Below are 18684 nucleotides of genomic sequence, written 5' to 3'. Positions count from 1 at the left end.
ACGCCCACCTCCTCCCCACCCATACTCCCCCCGCGCTGTTTTTTTCCTTTTCCGTTTCCTCCCACCTGGTGGGTGTCGGCGGGGGGCAGCCCCGCGCCTTGTTCACCCCGGTCGCCCCCCTGGTTTCCGGGGGGGGTAAACCCCCCGTCCCCCTCGCCGCCAATTACACCCGCCCCCGGTGTGGGGGGGCCGGGCGGGGGCCCCCGGGGCGGCCCCGCCCCCACCCCTCCCTGCGCATGTCCGAAGGAGAGCCATGTCCCAGCACACGATCACCGACCCCCGCGTCGCCCGGACCTTCCCGACCGGCGCCTGGCTCGGCCTGTCCGCCCGGTTCACCACCGAACTCCCGACCCTGACCGGCCGCAAGGACCTCGTAGTGGCCTGCACCCCCGGTGCCGGGCACGGCGCCCCCGCCTGCTTCCTGCCGCACCAGGCCGCGATCGAGATCGACGGGACGCTGCTTGGATCCCTCGACCCCGCCACCGTCACCCCCGCCCAGGACGCTGATCGCTACCGCTACCCGGCCCTGTGGGGAGCCGTCATCCACGAAGCCGCCCACGCCCGCCACACCCAGTGGACCACCTCCGCCCCCGCCGTCCATCCCGCCGTCCTCGACGCCGCGATGCTCCTCGAGGAGTCCCGCATCGAAGCCGCCCACCTGCGACGCCGCCCGCAGGACCGCGACTGGCTGCGCGCCTGCGTCACCAGCATCGTCACCGCCCAGCTCACCCCCACCCACCCCACACCCCCCGCAGGAACCCCCGCCAGCGCCCCACCAGCGGTCACCACTGTGCCCACCGCACCCCCGGTAACCATGTCCATCCCCGACGCCGCGCAGACCGCCGGACTCCTCCTCGCCCGCGTCGACGCGGGAGTCCTCACCGTCACCGAAACCGCCCGAGTCTCCGCCACCGTCTGGGTCGTCCTCGGCGCCGACCGACTCAAAAACCTGAGCATCGTCTGGCGAGCCGCGCAGCGCACCGGCGACCAGGACATCCGCCGCATGATCACCCTTGCGCGGCGGTGGTGCGCCATCGTCGGCATCGACACCACCACACCCCCGCCGCCCACGCCCCGCCCCGCCCACCGCCCCACCGCACCCTCAGACCCCGGCCGCCCCGGCCCACCGTCCCCGCTGGGCGACGCCATCGCCGACGCCTTCGCAGGCATCACCGCCGCCACCTCCACCAGCCTCACCCAGGCCGCGAAAACCGCCGCCCGCGCCGCCGAGGACGCCGCCCGCGCGAACGCCACCCGCGCCGCGAAGGACGTCTTCTCCGACCCCAACGGCACCCGCACATCCGGCGCGACCACCACCGAGTTCGCCGGACAGCGCCCACCCACCCCGACCGAGCAGGCCGCCGCTCGCCGCCTCGCCCGCGCGTTGCGCGCCGCCGGCTACCGCGAACGCGCCGCCACCACCCTCACCAGCGCCTTCCCTCCCGGCCGGCTCCACATGCACGGTGCGCTCGCCGCTGACGCGCAACGCGCCGCCGGAGCGCTCCCCACCGCCCGGCCGTTCACCCGCACCGTGCGGCGCACCACCCCCACACCCCCGCTGCGCATCGCGATCGCCACCGACGTCTCCGGCACCATGCGCGCCTTCGCCGACCCCGTCGCCTCCACCGCCTGGATCCTCGCCACCGCCGCCCGCCACGTCCCCGACGCCACCGCCGCCACCGTCATCTTCGGTGACGCCGTCCGCCCCCTCACCCTCCCCGGGCAACCCCCCCAGCAGGTCACCACCTTCAAATCCGCCGACGGATATGAGGAGTTCCGGGGCGCCCTCGACGCCCTCGACGGCGCCTGCCAGCTCACCCGCCCCGGCGCCGCCCGCCTCCTCGTGATCGTCAGCGACGGCATGTTCAAAGACACCCAGCGCGCCGACGGGCAACGCCGCCTCGACCGGCTCCGCGCCCACGGCTGCGCCGTCCTGTGGATCACCCCGGCCAACCGCCAGGCCACCCCCCTGCACGCCGACGCCACCCTCACCCTCACCAACCCCGCCGACACCGCCGACCACATCGCCCGCGCCGCCATCCGCGCCCTCACCACCACCTGACCACCCCGGCGGCGGGCCGACACCCACCCGGCCCGCCGCCCCCGCCCGGCCCGCACCGCGAAGGAGAACCCGTGCACCCGCCCACCCACCGCGTCACCCTGCGCCCCCACACCCCCACCCCCGACCCCTACACCGCCCGCGCCTTCGCGCTGCCCTGGCTGCCCGACGGCTGCCCCACCAGCGCACCGCACTGGCCGGACCGCGACGGCCACTACCCCGGCCCCCACACCGCCTCCGTCTGCCCGACCTGCCTACCCGACCACCAGCGCCACGCCACCATCAGCGACCCCCACCGCGTCACCGCCGACACGCCGATGATCTACGCGGTCGACGTGCCCACCCCCACCGGACGTGCCAAGCACCCCCTCCTCGCGATCCTGCGCGGCGCCGGCTTCACCCGCCTGGCCTGGCTACCGCTACCCGGCCTCGACAACCCCCGGGTCCTCGTCGCGGACCACCCGGCCCGTGGGTCCCGGGCGACCCTGCACCCCCTCGGACTCGATCTCCACCTCGCCCACCCCGACAGCCCCGCCCGGGTCCACCTCCGTATCGGCCCGCGCATCGACACCACCGCCGTCCTCGACGCCCTCCACACCACCGGCCACCCCACGCACCCCGCCCCGACTCTGCCGGCGCTGCCGCCGGGCGCCCGCCTCCTCACCGCCGACGACGCCATCCACATGATCACCATCGGTGACCATGCCGGCGGCCACCAGCCCGACCTCGCCCTCGACGTCGCCCTCATCGACGCCCTGCGAGCCGGACAGATCCTCGCCGCCCTCATGCCCGACGACCGCCTCGCCTTCACCCCCAACCCCCACGCCTGAACTCCTCGGGCAGGCCGAGCCCCCCACGGCCGGCCTGCCCGGCCCACCGCAATCGCGGGGCCGCCCAGAGGACTTCTCACCCGCGCCCGCGCACCCGGGCTGATCGGACCCCGCCGACCCGCCCGGGCACGCCCCACCCCCAAGGAGAAACGATCATGAGTGTGGATCGGAACGCCGACGACCCCGCCCGTCCGCCGGACGCCTCCCTCGCGAAGGCTCCGGCCGGCGAACCGTGGCCGCACCACCGCGTGCTGACCACCCCCCGTCACCACGGGGACCTGGTGCGCTACGGGATGACGCCCGCCGCGCAGGTCACGCCCTACTTTCCCGCCGGCTGCCCCGAGACGGCGCCGCCCGGATGGCCCGCGGACGACGACTACATGGGCCCGCACCTCGGGACCGTCTGCCCGGTGTGCATCGACTCCTGGCGACGCGACCAGCGAGTCAGCGACCCGGTCCCGGTCACCAGCGCAATCCCGCTGTTCCTCGTCTTCCCCTGGCCGCCCGAAGTCGACGACCTCCTCGCACACCCGTAAACCACCCTGTCGCCCGCCCGCCCGGGCCGGCCGGCCCGGGCGGGCCGGGCACCCTTCCCGCATTCGGAGAGCCGTCATGACCTCAGACCGCGACAGCGCCCCCGCCACCCCGATCGGAAACCCCCCGTCGTCGACGATCACGGTTCTGGTGATCCCCGCCGACCCGGCGCGTCCGCACCGCCTCGTCGCGGTGGATCCCTCGAACGACACCACCCTTAAGGCCCTCACCGGCGGTGGTCTGGAACCGGTCGACCTCGACCGCGATGGCGCGGTGCTGTGGATGGCCGACCCGCCCCTGCCCGCCGGCACCCCCCGCAACGACCGCGCCACCGCGCTCGCCGCCTTCCATCCCCGCCGTTTCCACCCCGACCTGCAGATCCACGGCAACGTGATCATCACCGGGCTTGCTCGCGGCGACGACGTCGATCTCCTCGACGTGCCCGCCTCCTACGCCCGGCTCCTCGACGCCCCCCGCTACCAGGTCCACATCCGACACCATCACGCCGCGGGAGGGATCGTCCTCGGCGACGCCTACCCGAACCTGCTCAGCGCCTACGACGCCACCCGCGTGGTAGCAGACGCGACCAGAAGATCCCGACCCACCCAGTGGGTCAGCGCCCGCGTCACGCCCGTCGAGGCCACACCGCCCACCCGGTAGCCCCGCGACCATCGCCGACCCATCGCCCGCGCCGCGATCCGCACCCTCACCGCCCCCTGACCCGCCCCGGGTGCGGCCCCTCCCCGTGGCCGCACCCCACCGTGCGCCGCAGCAAGGAGAACGCCATGGACCCGCACATGCACCGCATCCGTGTCACCCTGCGCCCCCACGACCAACCCGCCGCAGGACGGGCATCGGGCGCCTCGGTTCGGCGCGGCTGGTGCAGCAGGGCGGCGAGGGACTCGGGCACGAAACCGTCCTCGTCGTTCACGGCCGCTGCGGGTACCGGCTGCGGACCGGTCAGAGCGGGATGGCGCGCCGGATAGGTCCCCAGACTCGGCGTCGCCGGCACGAAGGCCGCCGCCGGGGCAGCCTGCTGGGCCTTGGTCGTCCGTGCGGTCGGGGCAGCGGTGCGACGCGCCGCCCCGACCGCAGCAGGAGCAGCCACCGAAGCGGAGGTGGGGGCAGGTGGGCGAGGGGGTGATATCGGCAGGGCGAACACGGCCAGATCTCGCACGGCACCCGGCCGGCCACGCCAACCCGGCAGCAGGGGCAGGCCGGTCCAGGCGAGACCTCGTTCGCGGAGCAGAACCCACCCGGTGATCGTGGTGACGGTCAGCCACAGTCCCCAGCCGGTCGCGGCCACCATCCTCACGAGCCCGCTGGGGTGTGCCCGCCACGGGGCGGCCACGGTCAGCAGCACGACCAGACCGGCGCCGAGCAGCACTCCCCACCACCAGCGGCGCATCCGTCTCACTCCTTGCCGTCCTTCCAACACGGCACAGAGTAGGCGACGCAGTCAGCTTTAAACAGCCCCAAACGGCAGGTAATCCGCGTGGAGATCGGCAAAGCGGCTGGATCGTGGTCTATCCAGCACAAAGTGATCTTTCCGTGTGCGGTGCATCGAGGGGTGTGTTCACCTCGTGCTGGTGTGCCTGCGCACGAGGAAGGCCCTGATGCCCCGGGGTCGTGCCCCGGGGCATCAGGGGTCCTGTGGGGGTGAGGGTCAGGCGCGCAGGAGGGGAACGAGGTCGGCCAGGGTGGCAATCCGGTGGACGGTGCCGGCCGGTGTGGTGGCGCGGGTGGCGGGGGCGACGAGGTGCCGGTAGCCGGCGGTGCTGGTGGCTTCCCACAGGGAGGCCAGGTGCGGCAGCGCTCGCAGGTGCCCGTCGGGTGCGACGTCGCCGACGAGGACGTGGCGGCGCAGCGCGGCCGGCGGGACGGCGCCGGTGGCGGCGAGCAGGGCGGCGGCGACGGCCAGGGACGCCGAGCCGTCGAGGGGGTGGAGGTCGGGTTCCGCGCGGACCGTCACCGCGGCGGCGTGCGGCCAGGGCAGTCCGGTGTGGTCGAACGCGGCCCGCAGACGCACCACGGTGTCCCCGGGCGGCACCGCGCGGGCGGTGCAGTGGCGGTCCGGGGTCTGGTCGCGGACCTCGAGGCGCAGGCGGACCGGCCGGGGACGTCCGGCGATCGACAGGACGGTGGTGGCAGGCAGGACGGTGCGCAACCGGGCGAGGTCGTCGCGGTCGCGGGGCAGGAGCAGCCGCCGCCACGGCCAGCCCGCCGCCGATGGCCGGGCCCGGGCCGTGGTGACGAGAAGAACCTCGATGTCGGGCAGCAGCAGGCCACGCAGGTAGCGCAGCGCGGTGGGGTCGAGGGTCGGGTCGATGATGAGGATGTCCCCAGGGCCGAGCTGCATCCCGGGGATCCACGGGCGGATTCCCGCGTCGCGCAGCGCCTCCTGGAGGGCCGGGGTGCGGGCGAGTCCGACCTTCACCGTGGCTGCTCCGCGGTCGGGTCGGTGGGGGCGGTCGTGGCCGTGAGGCAGGCAGAGATGCCCTCGGCGCTATCGACGAGCGTCGCCCGCCGGCTGGCGATCAGACGGTGAGGGCCGGCGCTGGCACTGCTGATGATCGGACCGGGTACGGCCATGAGCAGACGATCTCGGACCCGGGCGAAGTAGGCGGTCGTGTAGCTGATGCTGTGGAGGACGGATTCGACGAGGACGACGCCGCTGGACAGATGGCACAGCAGATCCTGGCGGGCGAGGCTCCGGTGCCGGCTGCCGGGGCTGTCCGGTGGGGCGTCGGAGACCAGCAGCCCGCACGGGGCGGGCTCGCGGTGGTAGAAGCCGCGCAGGTCCGGTCCGGCGGCGTAGACGGCGACCGGTGGGGTCTCACCGGACATGGCAGCGGTGAAGGCGCGGCTGTCACAGCCCAACCCGCAGGAGGTGATGACCGTCCAGCCCAGGTCAGCGAGATCCCTGGCGAGCGCCGCGGCGACCTGCTCGCCGTAGGAGGTGGCCGCGCGGGCGCCGAGCACCGCGACCGACCGTCGCGTCGCCCGACCCAGGTCCCCGCCGCCGCGAACCCACAGCGCCCATGGCGCCTGGCCACCCTCCGGCGTGCCGGGGGGCATCTGCGGCCACTCGGCGTCGCCCGGCACAAGGATCCGCCAGCCCGTCGCCGCCGCCTCGGCCTGCACCCGAGCCGGGTCGATCGCCGGACGCGACACCGCCAGCTGCGCCCAGCGCTGGGCCGGTGAGGTCGCCTCACCGGTCGGGGTGGGCAGAGGGCGCAGGCTCGCGGCACAGGCCAGCCCGATCCGGGCACGCCGCTCCTCATCGATCATGACAACTCCTCACAGCACAACAAGAAGGGGAAGGACACGGACGGCTCCGCGTCCCGGGCCCTGGGGCCCCGGGGTGACACCGCCGGGGGGAGCTAGGCCAGATGTCCGGCCGGCCCACTCACGGGTGGCGCGGGGAGTCGGCGGGTGACGTCGTGCGCACGGGTGACGGGGTGGGCGTGGCCGTCGCGTAGCAGCCTGCTGGCGAGCCTGTGGCGCGAGCTGCTGCTCGGCCCGGGGACGGCCATCAGCGGCCGATCCAACCGACGGGCGCGGGCGGCCATCGCCAGCGCCGTCGGCTCGTGGGCGGGTTCCACCAGCACCGTCCCGGCGGTCATCGCCACGAGGAGGTGCGAGTGGGCGAGCCTCGCCTGCCGACCGCCCGGCGGCCCTGGGGGTACCGCTGAGACCCGCAGGCCCGGCCAGTACTCCAGCCGGGCTTCCTCCACCGAATGCGTCCCGACAGCGACCGGTGCCGGGCCCTGCGCCCACCAGGCGGCGTCCAACGCCGCCAGCGACACCCCCGGCATCAGCAGGGTGAGGACCGTCCAACCAGCCTGCGCCATCTCGCCGGCCAGCGTGCGCACGGTGCGCCGTCCCGCGCGCGAGGGCATCCGGCCGCCGGTCACCGCCACCGCGCGTTCCGCCGCTTCGGCAAGATCACCCTGCCCGTGCACCCACAGCGCCAGCGGAGCCGCCGACCCGGCGGCGGCAAGGCTGCGCGGCCACTCCCGGTCGCCGGGGATCAACACCCGCCAGCCACCCCGGGCATACAGGTCCAGCATCCCCGCAAGATCCAGCTCGGATGCGGCGGCGCGTTCCCGCGCCCACACCGCTTCCGGTCCCTCTCGGGCCACCGCCCTGCGGATCTCCTCCGTCGACGGGCCGGCCGTGACCAGGCCCACCCGCGCCGCCCGTTCCTCATCCACGGCATTTCTCCTTTCAGCAGAAAATCCGAGGGGGAATGTCAGGTGGTGACCGCGAAAACCGCTGCGGACGGCATCGCCCGGGCGATCGCCAGGCCGCCTCGATAGGCGTCCCACACGCTTACCCAGACGTGGCCGGTATCGCGAACACCCGTCTGCGCATCGGGACGTTGGAGCGTCACCTGATAGCCGGCGTGGTCGTTCAGAAGAACCCAGGACAGCTGGGTGGGCAGCGACGTGTCGACCCCGAGGCGGGGCGGCCCCAAAACAACCACGTCGCCGAACACCTGCTCGCGGCGCCGGGACGGTGTGGATGCCCGCAGAAGCAGCGTCGCTCGCCGGTTCACCGGCAACCCGACCTGCGCGCCGTCCATGTTCACGCACATCGTCGCGGCGGGCAGAGCGAGCTCCGCCGACTCGGCCGGACCGCCGACAGCAGCCCGCACGAACCGCAGGTCACCCGGCCTCTGCTGTGAGGCCGCCAACGGCGCACCGGCGCGCGCTGGTATCCGCAGCATCGTGATCAGATCATCCATCGAAAACTCCACGCAGAGAAAAGAAAAGGGGAAGGGGTGCGGGCGGGGTGTCCCGCGCCGCAGGTGACCGGCCGGAATATCGGGCCGGCGGGGAACAACACCCAGACCGTAACTTGATCGAAAACGGTGTAGCAACCCAATCCGAAAACAGTCATGAAAACAGGCCCAGTGATGTATGTCACTGGCCGGATCACTGGCTGGCTGTGTCGATCACGAGTTATCCCTGGAATGCACCCCGGAAATGCAGCCCATGGAGGAATACGGCATGTCACCCAACGCGGAAATGAACACGCAGGACGCGACGCGGGTGTTGACCGCGCTCGTCGACGGCCCGCTCACCGCCCCCGCCATCAGCGCCCGCACCGGAATCACGGAGCGGCAGGTGCGGGCGATTCTTACCTCGCTCGACAGCGACGGGAAGGTTCGTAACCTCGGTCCCGAGCCGGCCGCAGGTCGGGCCGGCCGCCGGCCCACCCTGTGGGCGCTTCCCACCACCACCGGCCCGGACGGCCCCACCGACCGCGACCCCGACGACACCATCCCCACCGCCGCCAACGTCCCGGACAGGGTGCCGAGCGGCGTGGACAGCCAGACCGACGAGGCGGCGCCGTCCGACCCCAGCGCCCCTGCCCCGCACTCCGACGTCTCCGCTCCGGCACCCGACGCCAACGGTCCGACGCCAGGTGGTGTGGACGTCGACGGCCAGCCCGACGACCAGGCGTCCCCTGATCCCGACCTCCCCACCCCGGATCCGGACATCGCCAACGACGAGGACCCTTCCTGGGCCGGCGAGGACCCGGACGGCCTGCGAGAGGAGGGCGGCGTCGACGACGCGGAGCCCGCCGACAGCATCGAGACCCCCGCAGCGCCGGACGCCGTGGACCCGGACCCGGGCGTGGCGGGCGCAACCGGGGACGACGGTCCGCCCGGTGACATGCCGACCCCGGATCCCGACGCGGACATCCCCGCGCAGCCCGTCGCCGAGCCGACCCCGACTCCGAACGCGGACAGCCCGGCCGACGACGAACCCGCCGACGTGCCCCGGCCCGGCCTCACTCCCCCCGACGAGACCGCCGCCCCCGTCAGCGACCAGCACAGCGTCCCCACCCAGGCAGCGGCGGACAGTCAGACGGAGGCGGCGGCAGGCGAGGCCCCGGCGGCCGGCCCGGTGTGCGCGGCGTTGACGTGCCCGCTCGCGGCGTGCCCGGCGCGGGCGGGGGCCGCGCCGTCGGCGCCGCGTCGCCGTCCCCGTGCGGCGCGTGCGGCCACCGACGCTGCGGTGCGTAACGCCAGCGGCTCGGTGCGGCTGCGACCGGGGCAGCTCGGCACGCTCATCGGCGATCTGCTGCGCGACAACCCCGAGGCGCAGCTGAGCGCGGGGGCGATCGCCCGCGAGCTGAACAGGTCCAGCGGCGCCGTCGCCGCCGCCATGCCCGCCCTGATCACCGCCGGACGGCTGGCCCAGGTCAACCCCGGTGAGCGGCCGGCCCTCTACCAGACGACCGAGCGCAGGTGAGCACGATGCCCGTGCCTCCCAGCGCCGCCGCCCTCAACGCCGCGCTGCTCGACGCGGTCGCCCGCAGCCTGACCTGGCTGACTGGCCTGCTCGGTGACGTCGGCTGGTGCGACGCCCTACCCCCGTGGCCGAGGGTCATCCTGACGGCTCCGGCCGACGTCTACCTGCTGCACGCCCACGCCCTCGCCGTGCAGTACGCGATCCCCCTGGCGGGATGCCGCTGCCACAGCGGCTGGCGTGGCGACCTCGCCACGCAGGCCATCGGCCGCTGGCGGGCCCTCGTCGACCACGCGCTCGCTCTCGCGCTGCTCTCCCCGACCGGGCGGGCCGGCGACCTCCAGGCTCACCGCGACCGCTACCACGCCGCCGAGGCCGCTTTCCATCGGTGGGCCGGCGCCGCGCGCGACGTCTAGCCGCGCACCCCACCCGGCCTGCCGGACACACCGCAACCACCGTCCACCACCGCCAGCAGCAGGGGGCGCACGTCCCGGTGGCGCGCCCCCTGCCGCGATGCCACGCCGCGAAGGACCACACCCATGGCGAACGACCTGCACGACCTGACGACGGCCATCGCCCGCGAGTTGGGCCCCCCGTGGGCCGCGAGATCCCTGCCCGAGGACGAGGCATCCCTGCACGCCCCCGGCCTGCACTTCCTCGTGGTCCGCCACGACCCAGGCAACCGCGACCGGCTCAGGATCGCTGGCGCCGCCGCAGCCGGCCTCGGGCCGCACTGGCCTCGCACCGGCCGCCACCACATCACCGTCAGCCAGCAGAAAAGCCCCGAGCGGATCGCCGGTGAGATCAGCCGCCGGCTCCTGCCCGACTACCGGGCCGCGCTCGCCATCGCCAAGACCAACCTGGAGATCGCCAGACGCGCAGACACGGAAGCGGCCCGTGCCCTGGCCGTCCTCGCCCGCCAGCTGCGCGGCACGCTCACCGGCCGGAAGGTTCACCTGTACGGGCCGTCGAGCCATCTCACCGGCTCGATCAGCCTCGCCGACGGCGACATCACCCTGAGCCTGCGCCTACCGGCCCCGCACGCCGCCAGCCTCGCCCAGGCGCTGGCGAACTTCCGCGCCACACCGTGACACCCCCGACCGCCGGCCGGGCCACCACAGCCCCGGCCGGCACTACTCCCCTGGAGACACCCACGATGCCTGTTCACTCCTCGGCCGGTGCGCACCAGCCGCCCAGCCCACCGCTACCGGCGGCACATCAGCCCGGCCGACGTCGCCCGCGCGGCCGGCTCCGACCGGCCGTGGCCGCACCCCAGCCGCCGTCCCGGCGGCCACGCGCCGCCCGACCATCCCCCGCCCTACGGCCAGCGAACCGGACGACACGGCGCGGGCGAGGGCTGCACGTCCGACGGAGCAGGAGGAGCAGGATCATGCTGGCAATCGCGGTTCTCACCGTCATGATGGTCAGCTGCTACGCGACGATCGGCTGCGCCGTCGCCGCCCTCCTATGGCATCTGACGTGCAGGGCACGCGACAGGGCCGACCAGCGCCCGACGCCGAGTGCCACCCGCCCGGGCGCGTCCGGCAGGCAACACCCCCAGCGCGGAACCGGTGGTGGTCAGCACCGACACACAGCGCCTCGTCCGAAGGGGCCAGTACCAGCAGGGCGTGCGACACAGGCGCATGTGCCGGACAGGACACGGTAAGCCGGCCGGGCGCGGGGCCGGCGGCTGCCACCCCCGCCGGTCCCGCAGAACGCGACGATGACCCCCGCAAGGACGGGCCCGGCATGCCCCTTCGCCGGGCCCGCGGCCTGCCTGCCGGCGGTCGCTCCGGGGGACCCTGTCTCCGGGCGCGTTGGCGGCGGGTCACCTCACCACCTGGGTCCCGGCCGCCGGCACCGACGACGGAGCCGTGTTGTGGAGGCGGGGCAGACCGAGACCGCTAATCCGGCGATTGTCCGACGATCCGCGGTGCAGCCGCTAACCTGTCGACCGAGACGGACAAAAGCCATCGGGGGGATTCGTGGAGTCGATCGGAGCCCGGCTCGCCCGAGCAGCCGCTTCGGGCCCCGCCATGGTGCACCAGACGTGCGAGGAGATCGCCGCAGAGCTCGTCACCGCGGGCCTCGAACCTCCGCTCCGGATCCCGACGGCCGACTTCACCACCGACCGAGCGCTCCTGTGCGCCGACCGGTACTGGCGCCGCCGGCTACTGCGCGAGCCGAGCGTCGAGGTCGCCGCCCGTGCCGCCCGATGGCTCGTCGACCATGCCGACTCGGAGATCCGCCCGAGCATCATCGAGACATGGGCGCTCGGCTACGCGTTCATTACGCGGGACACGGTCGATTCCCGCGAGGATCTCGTCCACGCCAGTGGAAGGATCATCGAAACGTACCGGGGGTCGGCCGAAGTCTGCTTTTTCGCCACGCTGTACCACGCAGGAAAACTGCGGGCCAACTTTTGGTTCGCCGAACTCGAGGAGTTCCTCGAATCATCCCTGCTCGCCGTGGCCTCCGGACGTTATCGCGAGGAGCCGCTGTTCACCGCCCTGAGCGCGTTCGCCGCGCTCGGCAACCACAAACGCAACGACGCCGAGCACGGCCTTGCCCTCCTCGACACGGCCTGGGACACCACGCCCCGCACTCGTGCCGTCGCCGACATCTGCGTGCACGCGCTCGACGCCGCCAAGCCATTCCCCGATCAGGCCAGCCGGCTGCGCGCCTACGCCGAGACGGCCGTCGCGCAGTTCCCGGACGACCATCTTTTCTGGTACCGGCTCGCGTGCGGCCGGCGCCGATGCGGGGACCTCGGCGACGCACGCGCCGCCATCGACACAGCCCTGCGGCTGCTGCCCGCCACCGGCACCCGCGTGAGTCACACCCACCTCCAAGAGCGATACCTCCTCGAACGGACCTCCATCGACTCGCTGCGTGCGCCCACCGAACGGGCCGCCCGCCAGCAGCGCGCCTACACCGAGGCGGCTACCCCCGAGCAGGCCGACATCCAGACGATCATCCAACAGCAACTCCGCGAGCTGATGCACGTGGTCGTCCCCGCAGGGGTCGCGTCGGTCGTCGTGATGACGGCTCTCGCCGTCACGACCAACCTCATCGTCACGGCCCACGACAGCTGGTCCCTAGGAGACCGCCTGGCCGCCGAAGCGATCCTGCTCGCGGCACTCCTGCTCGCAAGCGTCCTCATCATCGCCGGCGCCCGACGAAGGCTCAGATCAGCAGGTCACACGGACCATCTGTAGCCGAACCTGAACGGATCGGCGTCGCGGCCCACGCCCCTCCCTCATCGACTCGTCATCGAACTAACGTTCGCCTCGTGGAGGACGTGTCGGGAGTGCGGAGGCCGACCGACGACGCCGTGGACCCGGTCGGCGTGCTGCACCGCTATCTGGCCGCGTGGCTGTCTGATTTGGGCGTGATGCACATGCCGCTCGCGCGCCCTGCGCGGCGCGGTGACGACACGACCTCCCGGCCTGGGCCCGGCGCCGATGATGCCTCCTACGCGGTCGATGTGGAGGCGGCGATCAACTACCGGCTGCGCATGGCGCTGATCGTGGACGTCGGGCTCGGCCCGGCCCACGGCATGGCGCTGGTGCAGCGGCCGACGCCGGGCGGGGGCCGGTGCTGCGCAGCGGCGAGTTCCAGCATGTGCTCGCCCACCCACCTCATGTGGGAGGCCCGTCCCCACACGGCCACGACACCGCTTCCGCTCGCCGACGCCGACCAGGAACGACGCGCCAGCGCGGTGGCGTGGTGGCTGGGCATGTTCGACCGCGCCCACCGCACCGGCTCGCCGCCGGTCGTGCCGAGCATAGCCCGGGGGTCCGCGGCCGGGTTGCTGGACCTGATCGTGCCCGTCGGTCTGGATGATGTGATCAGCCTGGCCGGGGTGGCCGGCGCCGGCCCGTTCACGCGGCTGCGCGCGCGGGCGCACGGCACGCCCGCGGCGGTCCGGTGGGGACGGGCTTCGATGTGCTGCTGCACGACACGGCCCTCGTGTTCTGGACGACGAGTGACGTCTCGTCGCTGCGCGGTCCGCGCGAGTCGATGCCGTTGTTGCGGCGCTTGGTGGGCTCGCTGCTCACCAGCAACGCCGACCCGCGTTTCCTGGCCGTCTACCTGACCCGGCAGGGCGTGGGGGTCAGCTGGCCCGTCGCGCGTGTTCTCGACGTCTGTGCCGGGCAGGCGCCCCGACGCGGCCTGCGCGCCCACCAGCAGGCCCTCGGCTGCGCGTCCTGATCCGGGACGGCGCGGCTGGCGCCTTGCAGGAGCAGCGCGCCGATCTTCTACCCTGTCTTGGCTTCACCAGCGGGAGCCACACTCGGCCGGTCGTGTGGAAGCGGCGCCGGTGGGCACCTGCGGGATGCTTGCCGGGATGCGGCTCATGCGCTGGTCAGTGGGGTGGTCGGGTGAGGCGGGCGAGGAGGGTGTCGGTGGCCGGGCTGGGGGTGGCGCCGAGGTCGGCGAGGCGGGTGAGTAGGCGTCGGTAGACGCGGTGGGTGTCGGCGGGGTGGCCGGCGGCGGCGTGTAGGCGCATGAGGTGGGTGTAGAGGGATTCGGTGTAGGGGTGGTGGGTGAGGGCGTGGTCGAGGATGGCGGCGGCGTCGGTGGGGTGGGTGTCGGCGAGGAGGTCGGCGAGGTCGGCGGCGGCGTCGATGAGGCGGTGTTCGAGGTGGGTGGCGTGGGCGGTGGCCCATTCGCAGCCGTCGAGGAGCCGTCCGGTGTAGAGGCCGGTGGCGGTGCGCAGCGCCGCGACGCGGCTGTCGTCGTCGGTGGCGCGGTCGGCGGCGGTGAGGGCCTTTTCGATGTCCCACAGGTCGCAGCTGAGGGTGCTGGCGAGCTGGTAGCCGCCGCGGTCGGAGAGCAGGACCTGGCCGGCTCCGGCGCGGCGAAATGCTTCGCGCAGGCGGCGGATGGCCTGGTAGATCTGGTCGCGTGCCCGGTCGGGGTCGGCGTCGGGGAGCAGGGCGCTGATGAGGGTGGTGGTGGTCGCGCCGGTGCGGTGTAGGGCAAGGTAGCCGGCGATCTCCAGGCTGAGCCGGCCCTGGTAGACGCTGCGCCCGCCGTGGTGCAGGTGCGGCCGGTCCAGCAGAATCAGCCGGACCTCGGTGGGGCCGGGCTGAGGCGGGGTGTCCTCGCCGCCGGGAGCGTCAGGGTCGGTCGGGGCCGGCGGGGTGCCGTCGGGGTCCTGCTCGGGGATGTCGGCAGGGGGGAGCGTCGTGGTCTCGGCCGGGAGCGGGGAGGGCGGCGGTGCCGTGCCGTCTGGTGCAGTCGACGCCTGTTCGGCGGCGCCCGCACGGTTTGTCTTCTCACCGGTCTTGCCGGCGGGGTCCCTGGGGGCGGCACTATCCACGGGGGTGATCGGTTCGGCGGTGCGCTGCCCGACGGGGCGTTCGGTGACGGTCTCGGGGCTCGGTGTGGTCGACGGGAGAGTGTCGGCGGGTGGGGGGTCGGTGGGGGTGGCCTGGGTGAGGAGGTCGAGCAGGTCGGTGGCGGCGTCGGCCGGCAGTGCCCACGCGGGATCGGTGTGGGCGGCCTGGGGGTCGGGCCAGCGGGGATGGTCGGGCCAGGGGCCGAGGGTGGTGGTGAGGATGTCGAGGGCCGCGCCGTGGGCGGCGAGTGCGTGCAGGCGTGGCAGCAGGTCCGCGTCGGCGGTGGCGACGAGAAGGACGACGGGCAGGGGTTCGTCGGGGGCGGTGGCGCGCAGCTCGTCGATGGTCGCGGCGTCGTAGTCGTCGGCGAGACGCTGACGGGTGAACAGGTGCGCTTCGGCGCTGGCGACCGCGTCGAGGCCGCTGGGGGTGAGGGTGACGTGGGGCAGGCGGGCGAGGAGCTGTTCGGGCAGGTGCAGGGCGTCGGCGGCGTCGCGGTCGAGGATCAGCTGGTGGGGGTCGTCGCCGATGGGGGTGTGGTGGGCGGCGAGGACGGTGAGGATCAGGGCGCGGGCGGCATCGGGGTCGGGCAGGCTGAGACCGCCGCCGGTGCGCAGCGCGGTGGGCAGCCGGGTCGGCGCGGCGGGGCCGCGTAGGCCGGCGCGGGGCGGCCGTGGGATGGGCGGTGTGGCGGTGGCGCCGTCACCGCCGGGCAGCGGTCCCACCAGCACGGGGACAGGCGGTGCGCCCGGGGCGGCGGGCATGTCCAGGTCGGGGTAGGGCGGCGGCCCCAGAGGTATGGGCGGCTCGTCGCCGGCCAGCGCAGGCTCCTCGTCGCCGAGCTGAGGGTCGTCCTCGCAGAGCGGGTCGGCGTGGAAGGGCGCGCTGCCTTCGAGGTCGCGGTCGGGGTCATTGAGGGTGTGCCCGCTGCGGAGGATCTCCCGGATGATCAGTGGGAGGGGTGGGTCGGCCGGCTGGTCGCGGCGCCCTCCGGTGGGGCGGGTGCGGTGGCGCAGGAGGCGGGCGACGGTGACCGCGATCGCGACGGCGGCGAGCAGGCTTGCGGGCAGGACCGGTCCCGAGGGCAGTCGGATCGGGTCGCGAGGGGCGGCCGGGTGCGCGGGCCGCGTGGCCGGGGTCGGGCTGGCGGTGGTGGGCGCGGCGGGTGCGGGTGCGGGTGCCGTGGAGGCTGGACCGTCGGGCAGCGTAGGCACCCAGGGGATCATCGGCGGGGATGGCGCGGCGGGCACGGGTGCGGGTGGGCTGGTGGGGTGGGCGCCCGGCGGCGGGTCGGCGGGTGGGGTCGGCGGTGCGCCGCTGGTGGTGGGTGCGGCCGGTGGGGCGTCGGCGGGGAGGAGCAGGGTCCAGCCGGGGCGGATGAGGTCGGGGCGGGTGAGCCGGTCGCCGTCGGGTTGTGGCCGGCCGTGGTTGAGGTCGAACAGTTCCCGGTAGCGCAGAGGGTCACCCAAGTGGACAGCGGCGAGGCTCCACAGGCTGTCGTGGACCTGGACCGGCACGCTGCGACCGGGCTCCTCCTGCGCAGCGGAGTCGGGTGCGGTGAGCGGCGTGGATGCCGGGTGGGCGGGTGCGGTGATGGTGACGGTTGGGGTGCGCCAGGCGGCCAGCGCGGCGGCGGGGCCGGTGGGGGCGGGTTTGCTGCGGCTGGCGGCGAGGACGAGACCGGTGAGGATCGTGCCGACCAGCGCGGTGGTCAGTGCCTGGGGCAGGCCGGCGGTGGGCAGCCGCGGCCGGCGTCGACCGGTAGCCCGGGTGATTGTCTCGGTGAGGGTGGACAGGGCGAGGAGGAGGTAGAGGTACCAGAACAGGCAGCCGAGAACACCGGTGATCAGCCGCTGGTCCAGCGGTCTGGTGAGCGCGGCGGAGAGGTCGGCGCGGCTGGGAACGTGATGGGGCAGGGGCCAGCCGATCAGCCGCCACATGACCAGCGGCGCGATGACCAGACAGGTCAGCAGAACGGCGAGGGCGGCGAGGGCACGCAGCATGGCGGCGAGCCGGCGGCCCACGCCGACCGGGGCCGTGCTCGTGGGGTTGGGGGTCATGGGGTCGGTCCGCTGCGGGGGCTGGCGGCGGCGGTGCCGGTGAGGTGGAGCGGGCCGACACCGACGAGGGTGAGCAGCTGCGGCTGGTAGGTCGCGGTTACCGTCACCGTGACCGTGGTGAGGGTCGCGGACGCGGTGCCCTGGGCGTCGGTCCCGGCGAGGTAGGCGAGCGCGCGGCTGCGGGCCTGCTCGGGGACGAGCTGGCGGGTGCCCTCGGCGCGGTAGACGGCGAGGTCGAGGGCTTGGGCGCCGGCGCGGGCGGCTTCGGCGGCGGTGCTGATCGCCCGTGTTTTCACGTTCAGTGCCCCACCGCCGTCAAGGACGAGACCGGCGAGGCCGATAAGGGCGACGACGAGGACTGCGAAGAACGCGGTGACGTACCCGCCGTCCGAGGGTGCGGCGGGTGCCGGATGCCGTCGGGGCGGGCTCATGCGACTGCTCGGAAGACGTCAAGCGGCGAACTCGCGGTGGAGGTCAGGGTGCGCCCGGCGGGTAGACGCAGACCGGCGAGATCGGCGAAATCTACGCGGCAGGAGACGGTGGCGCGGGCCAAGCCGCCGCGGGTGAAGGCGCTGGTGTCCACGGCTACCCGCATCGTGCGGCAGGCTGGGGAGCCGACGGCGACTCCGGCTTCGGCGGCGCTGCGGGCGGCGGTGGTGGCCTCGGCGGGGGAACGGGCGGCGCTGGCCGCGCGGGCCGCGGCCTCGGCGGCGGCGTCGACCTGCCCGCGGGCGTCCGTGCCGCGCGCCGCGGCGGCGATGAGGAGCAGGAGCAGCACGACCAGGGGAGCGAGCAGGGTGAGCTCGACCGCCGCTGACCCCGCGTCTCCTTTCTGCGGCGGAGTCTGCTCGTCGGCTGCGGGGCCGGTCATGGCGTGTAGATCTCTCGGGTGGCGGAGGCGCGCGCGGTGACGTGGAAGGCGACGCCGGGCAGGTAGCGCATCGCGGTCCCGGTGACCGTGACGGTGAGCAGGGGCGCGCTGGTCTGCGTGAGGGTGATCTGCGGATTGGTGAGGACACTGCCACCGATCTGGCTGGTGATCAGCCGGGCGGCGGTGGGCCCGTCCTGAGTGTCGGCGTCGGCCAGGCGGGCGGCGTCGACACCGCGCCGGGCTGCTGCGGCGGCGACCTGCTGCGCCCACCCCCATACGGCAAGCTGGACCACGACCAGCAGCATGATCAGGATGAGGGGGGTGGCGACCACGAGTTCCGTCGACGCGCCACCCTCGTCAGGAGCGGCGCGGCGGGATCGGCGTCCCGGCCGATCAGTTGCTCGTGCCGGGGTGCGGTCGGCCGTCGGCGGGGTGGAGAGGCGGCGGGTCACAGGTCCAGGCCGTTGGCCTTGTCCATCAGCTTCTTCGCGATGACCGCCACGATCGCGATCGCCGCAGCGACCAGCAACGCCGTAATGACCATGAACTCGGTCGAGTAGCCAGCGTCGCGTTCGTCTACCCGGCCGCGTTCCTCGAGCCGGCGCAGCCACGCCCCGGTTGCGGCGGGCAGGCAGACCAGCAGGGTGATCATGGTTGTGCTGAGGGTGGATAGGCGACCGAGTCCTCGGCGCGGGTGCGGCATCGGCAGGGCCTTTCGA

The 18684-nt window shown here is 74.0% G+C and carries 20 protein-coding genes; 9 read left to right on the top strand and 11 right to left on the bottom strand.

Annotated features, from left to right (window positions below):
- The first annotated feature begins 253 nt into the window (after window positions 1-253).
- The 4 genes from AC6EXY_RS25130 to AC6EXY_RS25115 all read left to right on the top strand — a co-directional run bounded on the left by AC6EXY_RS25130 (window position 254) and on the right by AC6EXY_RS25115 (window position 4083).
- A complete protein-coding gene (locus AC6EXY_RS25130) occupies window positions 254-2062 on the top strand; it encodes a VWA containing CoxE family protein (protein WP_499842416.1) in 1809 nt (602 codons plus the stop codon).
- Window positions 2063-2133: 71 nt separating this feature from the next.
- Window positions 2134-2889: a hypothetical protein gene (locus AC6EXY_RS25125; protein ID WP_499818289.1), complete on the top strand. Its 756-nt coding sequence runs from the start codon at window positions 2134-2136 to the stop codon at window positions 2887-2889.
- Window positions 2890-3044: 155 nt separating this feature from the next.
- Window positions 3045-3425, top strand: coding sequence for a hypothetical protein (locus AC6EXY_RS25120; protein ID WP_499818288.1), 381 nt, complete (start codon window positions 3045-3047; stop codon window positions 3423-3425).
- A gap of 76 nt (window positions 3426-3501) precedes the next feature.
- On the top strand, window positions 3502-4083 hold the full coding sequence (locus tag AC6EXY_RS25115) for a DUF3846 domain-containing protein (RefSeq protein ID WP_499818287.1): 582 nt from the start codon (window positions 3502-3504) through the stop codon (window positions 4081-4083).
- A gap of 46 nt (window positions 4084-4129) precedes the next feature.
- Here the strand turns inward: AC6EXY_RS25115 and AC6EXY_RS25110 are convergent, their stop codons facing one another.
- The 5 genes from AC6EXY_RS25110 to AC6EXY_RS25090 form a co-directional block, all read right to left on the bottom strand.
- Window positions 4130-4831 carry a hypothetical protein gene (locus AC6EXY_RS25110; protein WP_499818286.1) on the bottom strand — a complete coding sequence of 234 codons (702 nt, stop codon included), beginning with the start codon at window positions 4829-4831 and terminating at the stop codon, window positions 4130-4132.
- Window positions 4832-5089: 258 nt separating this feature from the next.
- Entirely contained in the window at window positions 5090-5860 is a 771-nt protein-coding gene (locus AC6EXY_RS25105) for a hypothetical protein (protein ID WP_499818285.1), read from the bottom strand.
- Window positions 5857-6714 carry a DNA-processing protein DprA gene (locus AC6EXY_RS25100; RefSeq protein WP_499818284.1) on the bottom strand — a complete coding sequence of 286 codons (858 nt, stop codon included), beginning with the start codon at window positions 6712-6714 and terminating at the stop codon, window positions 5857-5859. Before AC6EXY_RS25100 ends, AC6EXY_RS25105 begins: the two co-directional genes overlap by 4 nt.
- Window positions 6715-6806: 92 nt before the next feature.
- Window positions 6807-7640: a DNA-processing protein DprA gene (locus tag AC6EXY_RS25095; protein WP_499818283.1), complete on the bottom strand. Its 834-nt coding sequence runs from the start codon at window positions 7638-7640 to the stop codon at window positions 6807-6809.
- 38 nt (window positions 7641-7678) lie between these two features.
- On the bottom strand, window positions 7679-8173 hold the full coding sequence (locus AC6EXY_RS25090) for a DUF3846 domain-containing protein (RefSeq protein WP_499818282.1): 495 nt from the start codon (window positions 8171-8173) through the stop codon (window positions 7679-7681).
- Between the two features lie 265 nt (window positions 8174-8438).
- Here AC6EXY_RS25090 and AC6EXY_RS25085 point away from each other — a divergent pair, with 265 nt between their 5' ends.
- The 4 genes from AC6EXY_RS25085 to AC6EXY_RS25070 all read left to right on the top strand — a co-directional run bounded on the left by AC6EXY_RS25085 (window position 8439) and on the right by AC6EXY_RS25070 (window position 12904).
- On the top strand, window positions 8439-9689 hold the full coding sequence (locus AC6EXY_RS25085; protein ID WP_499818281.1) for a DprA-like winged helix domain-containing protein: 1251 nt from the start codon (window positions 8439-8441) through the stop codon (window positions 9687-9689).
- A 5-nt stretch (window positions 9690-9694) separates the two neighbouring features.
- Window positions 9695-10102 (top strand): hypothetical protein, encoded by a 408-nt coding sequence (locus AC6EXY_RS25080; RefSeq protein ID WP_499818280.1) that lies wholly within the window; start codon window positions 9695-9697, stop codon window positions 10100-10102.
- A 123-nt stretch (window positions 10103-10225) separates the two neighbouring features.
- On the top strand, window positions 10226-10777 hold the full coding sequence (locus AC6EXY_RS25075; protein WP_499818279.1) for a hypothetical protein: 552 nt from the start codon (window positions 10226-10228) through the stop codon (window positions 10775-10777).
- Between the two features lie 945 nt (window positions 10778-11722).
- Window positions 11723-12904, top strand: a complete 1182-nt coding sequence (locus AC6EXY_RS25070; protein ID WP_499818278.1) for a hypothetical protein — start codon at window positions 11723-11725, stop codon at window positions 12902-12904.
- 286 nt (window positions 12905-13190) lie between these two features.
- On the opposite strand, the gene AC6EXY_RS25065 is transcribed toward AC6EXY_RS25070, so the two are convergent.
- Window positions 13191-13475 carry a hypothetical protein gene (locus AC6EXY_RS25065; protein WP_499818277.1) on the bottom strand — a complete coding sequence of 95 codons (285 nt, stop codon included), beginning with the start codon at window positions 13473-13475 and terminating at the stop codon, window positions 13191-13193.
- 141 nt (window positions 13476-13616) lie between these two features.
- On the opposite strand from AC6EXY_RS25065, the gene AC6EXY_RS25060 reads away from it, so the two are divergent.
- Window positions 13617-13901: a hypothetical protein gene (locus tag AC6EXY_RS25060; RefSeq protein ID WP_499818276.1), complete on the top strand. Its 285-nt coding sequence runs from the start codon at window positions 13617-13619 to the stop codon at window positions 13899-13901.
- A gap of 154 nt (window positions 13902-14055) precedes the next feature.
- Here AC6EXY_RS25060 and AC6EXY_RS25055 read toward each other — a convergent pair whose 3' ends face one another.
- The 5 genes from AC6EXY_RS25055 to AC6EXY_RS25035 are packed head-to-tail and all read right to left on the bottom strand — an operon-like array spanning window position 14056 to window position 18617.
- A complete protein-coding gene (locus AC6EXY_RS25055; protein WP_499818275.1) occupies window positions 14056-17094 on the bottom strand; it encodes a BTAD domain-containing putative transcriptional regulator in 3039 nt (1012 codons plus the stop codon).
- Window positions 17091-17525, bottom strand: a complete 435-nt coding sequence (locus AC6EXY_RS25050) for a pilus assembly protein TadG-related protein (protein WP_499818274.1) — start codon at window positions 17523-17525, stop codon at window positions 17091-17093. The genes AC6EXY_RS25055 and AC6EXY_RS25050 overlap by 4 nt, the downstream gene beginning before the upstream one ends.
- Entirely contained in the window at window positions 17522-17965 is a 444-nt protein-coding gene (locus AC6EXY_RS25045) for a TadE/TadG family type IV pilus assembly protein (protein WP_499818273.1), read from the bottom strand. Before AC6EXY_RS25045 ends, AC6EXY_RS25050 begins: the two co-directional genes overlap by 4 nt.
- Window positions 17962-18417 (bottom strand): TadE/TadG family type IV pilus assembly protein, encoded by a 456-nt coding sequence (locus AC6EXY_RS25040; RefSeq protein ID WP_499818272.1) that lies wholly within the window; start codon window positions 18415-18417, stop codon window positions 17962-17964. Before AC6EXY_RS25040 ends, AC6EXY_RS25045 begins: the two co-directional genes overlap by 4 nt.
- Window positions 18414-18617: a hypothetical protein gene (locus AC6EXY_RS25035; protein WP_499818271.1), complete on the bottom strand. Its 204-nt coding sequence runs from the start codon at window positions 18615-18617 to the stop codon at window positions 18414-18416. Before AC6EXY_RS25035 ends, AC6EXY_RS25040 begins: the two co-directional genes overlap by 4 nt.
- Window positions 18618-18684 lie beyond the last annotated feature (67 nt).

This window comes from Frankia sp. RB5 (assembly GCF_059816245.1).
Note: the sequence above shows the minus strand (reverse complement) of the source record. Positions and strands in the feature narration are given on the sequence as shown.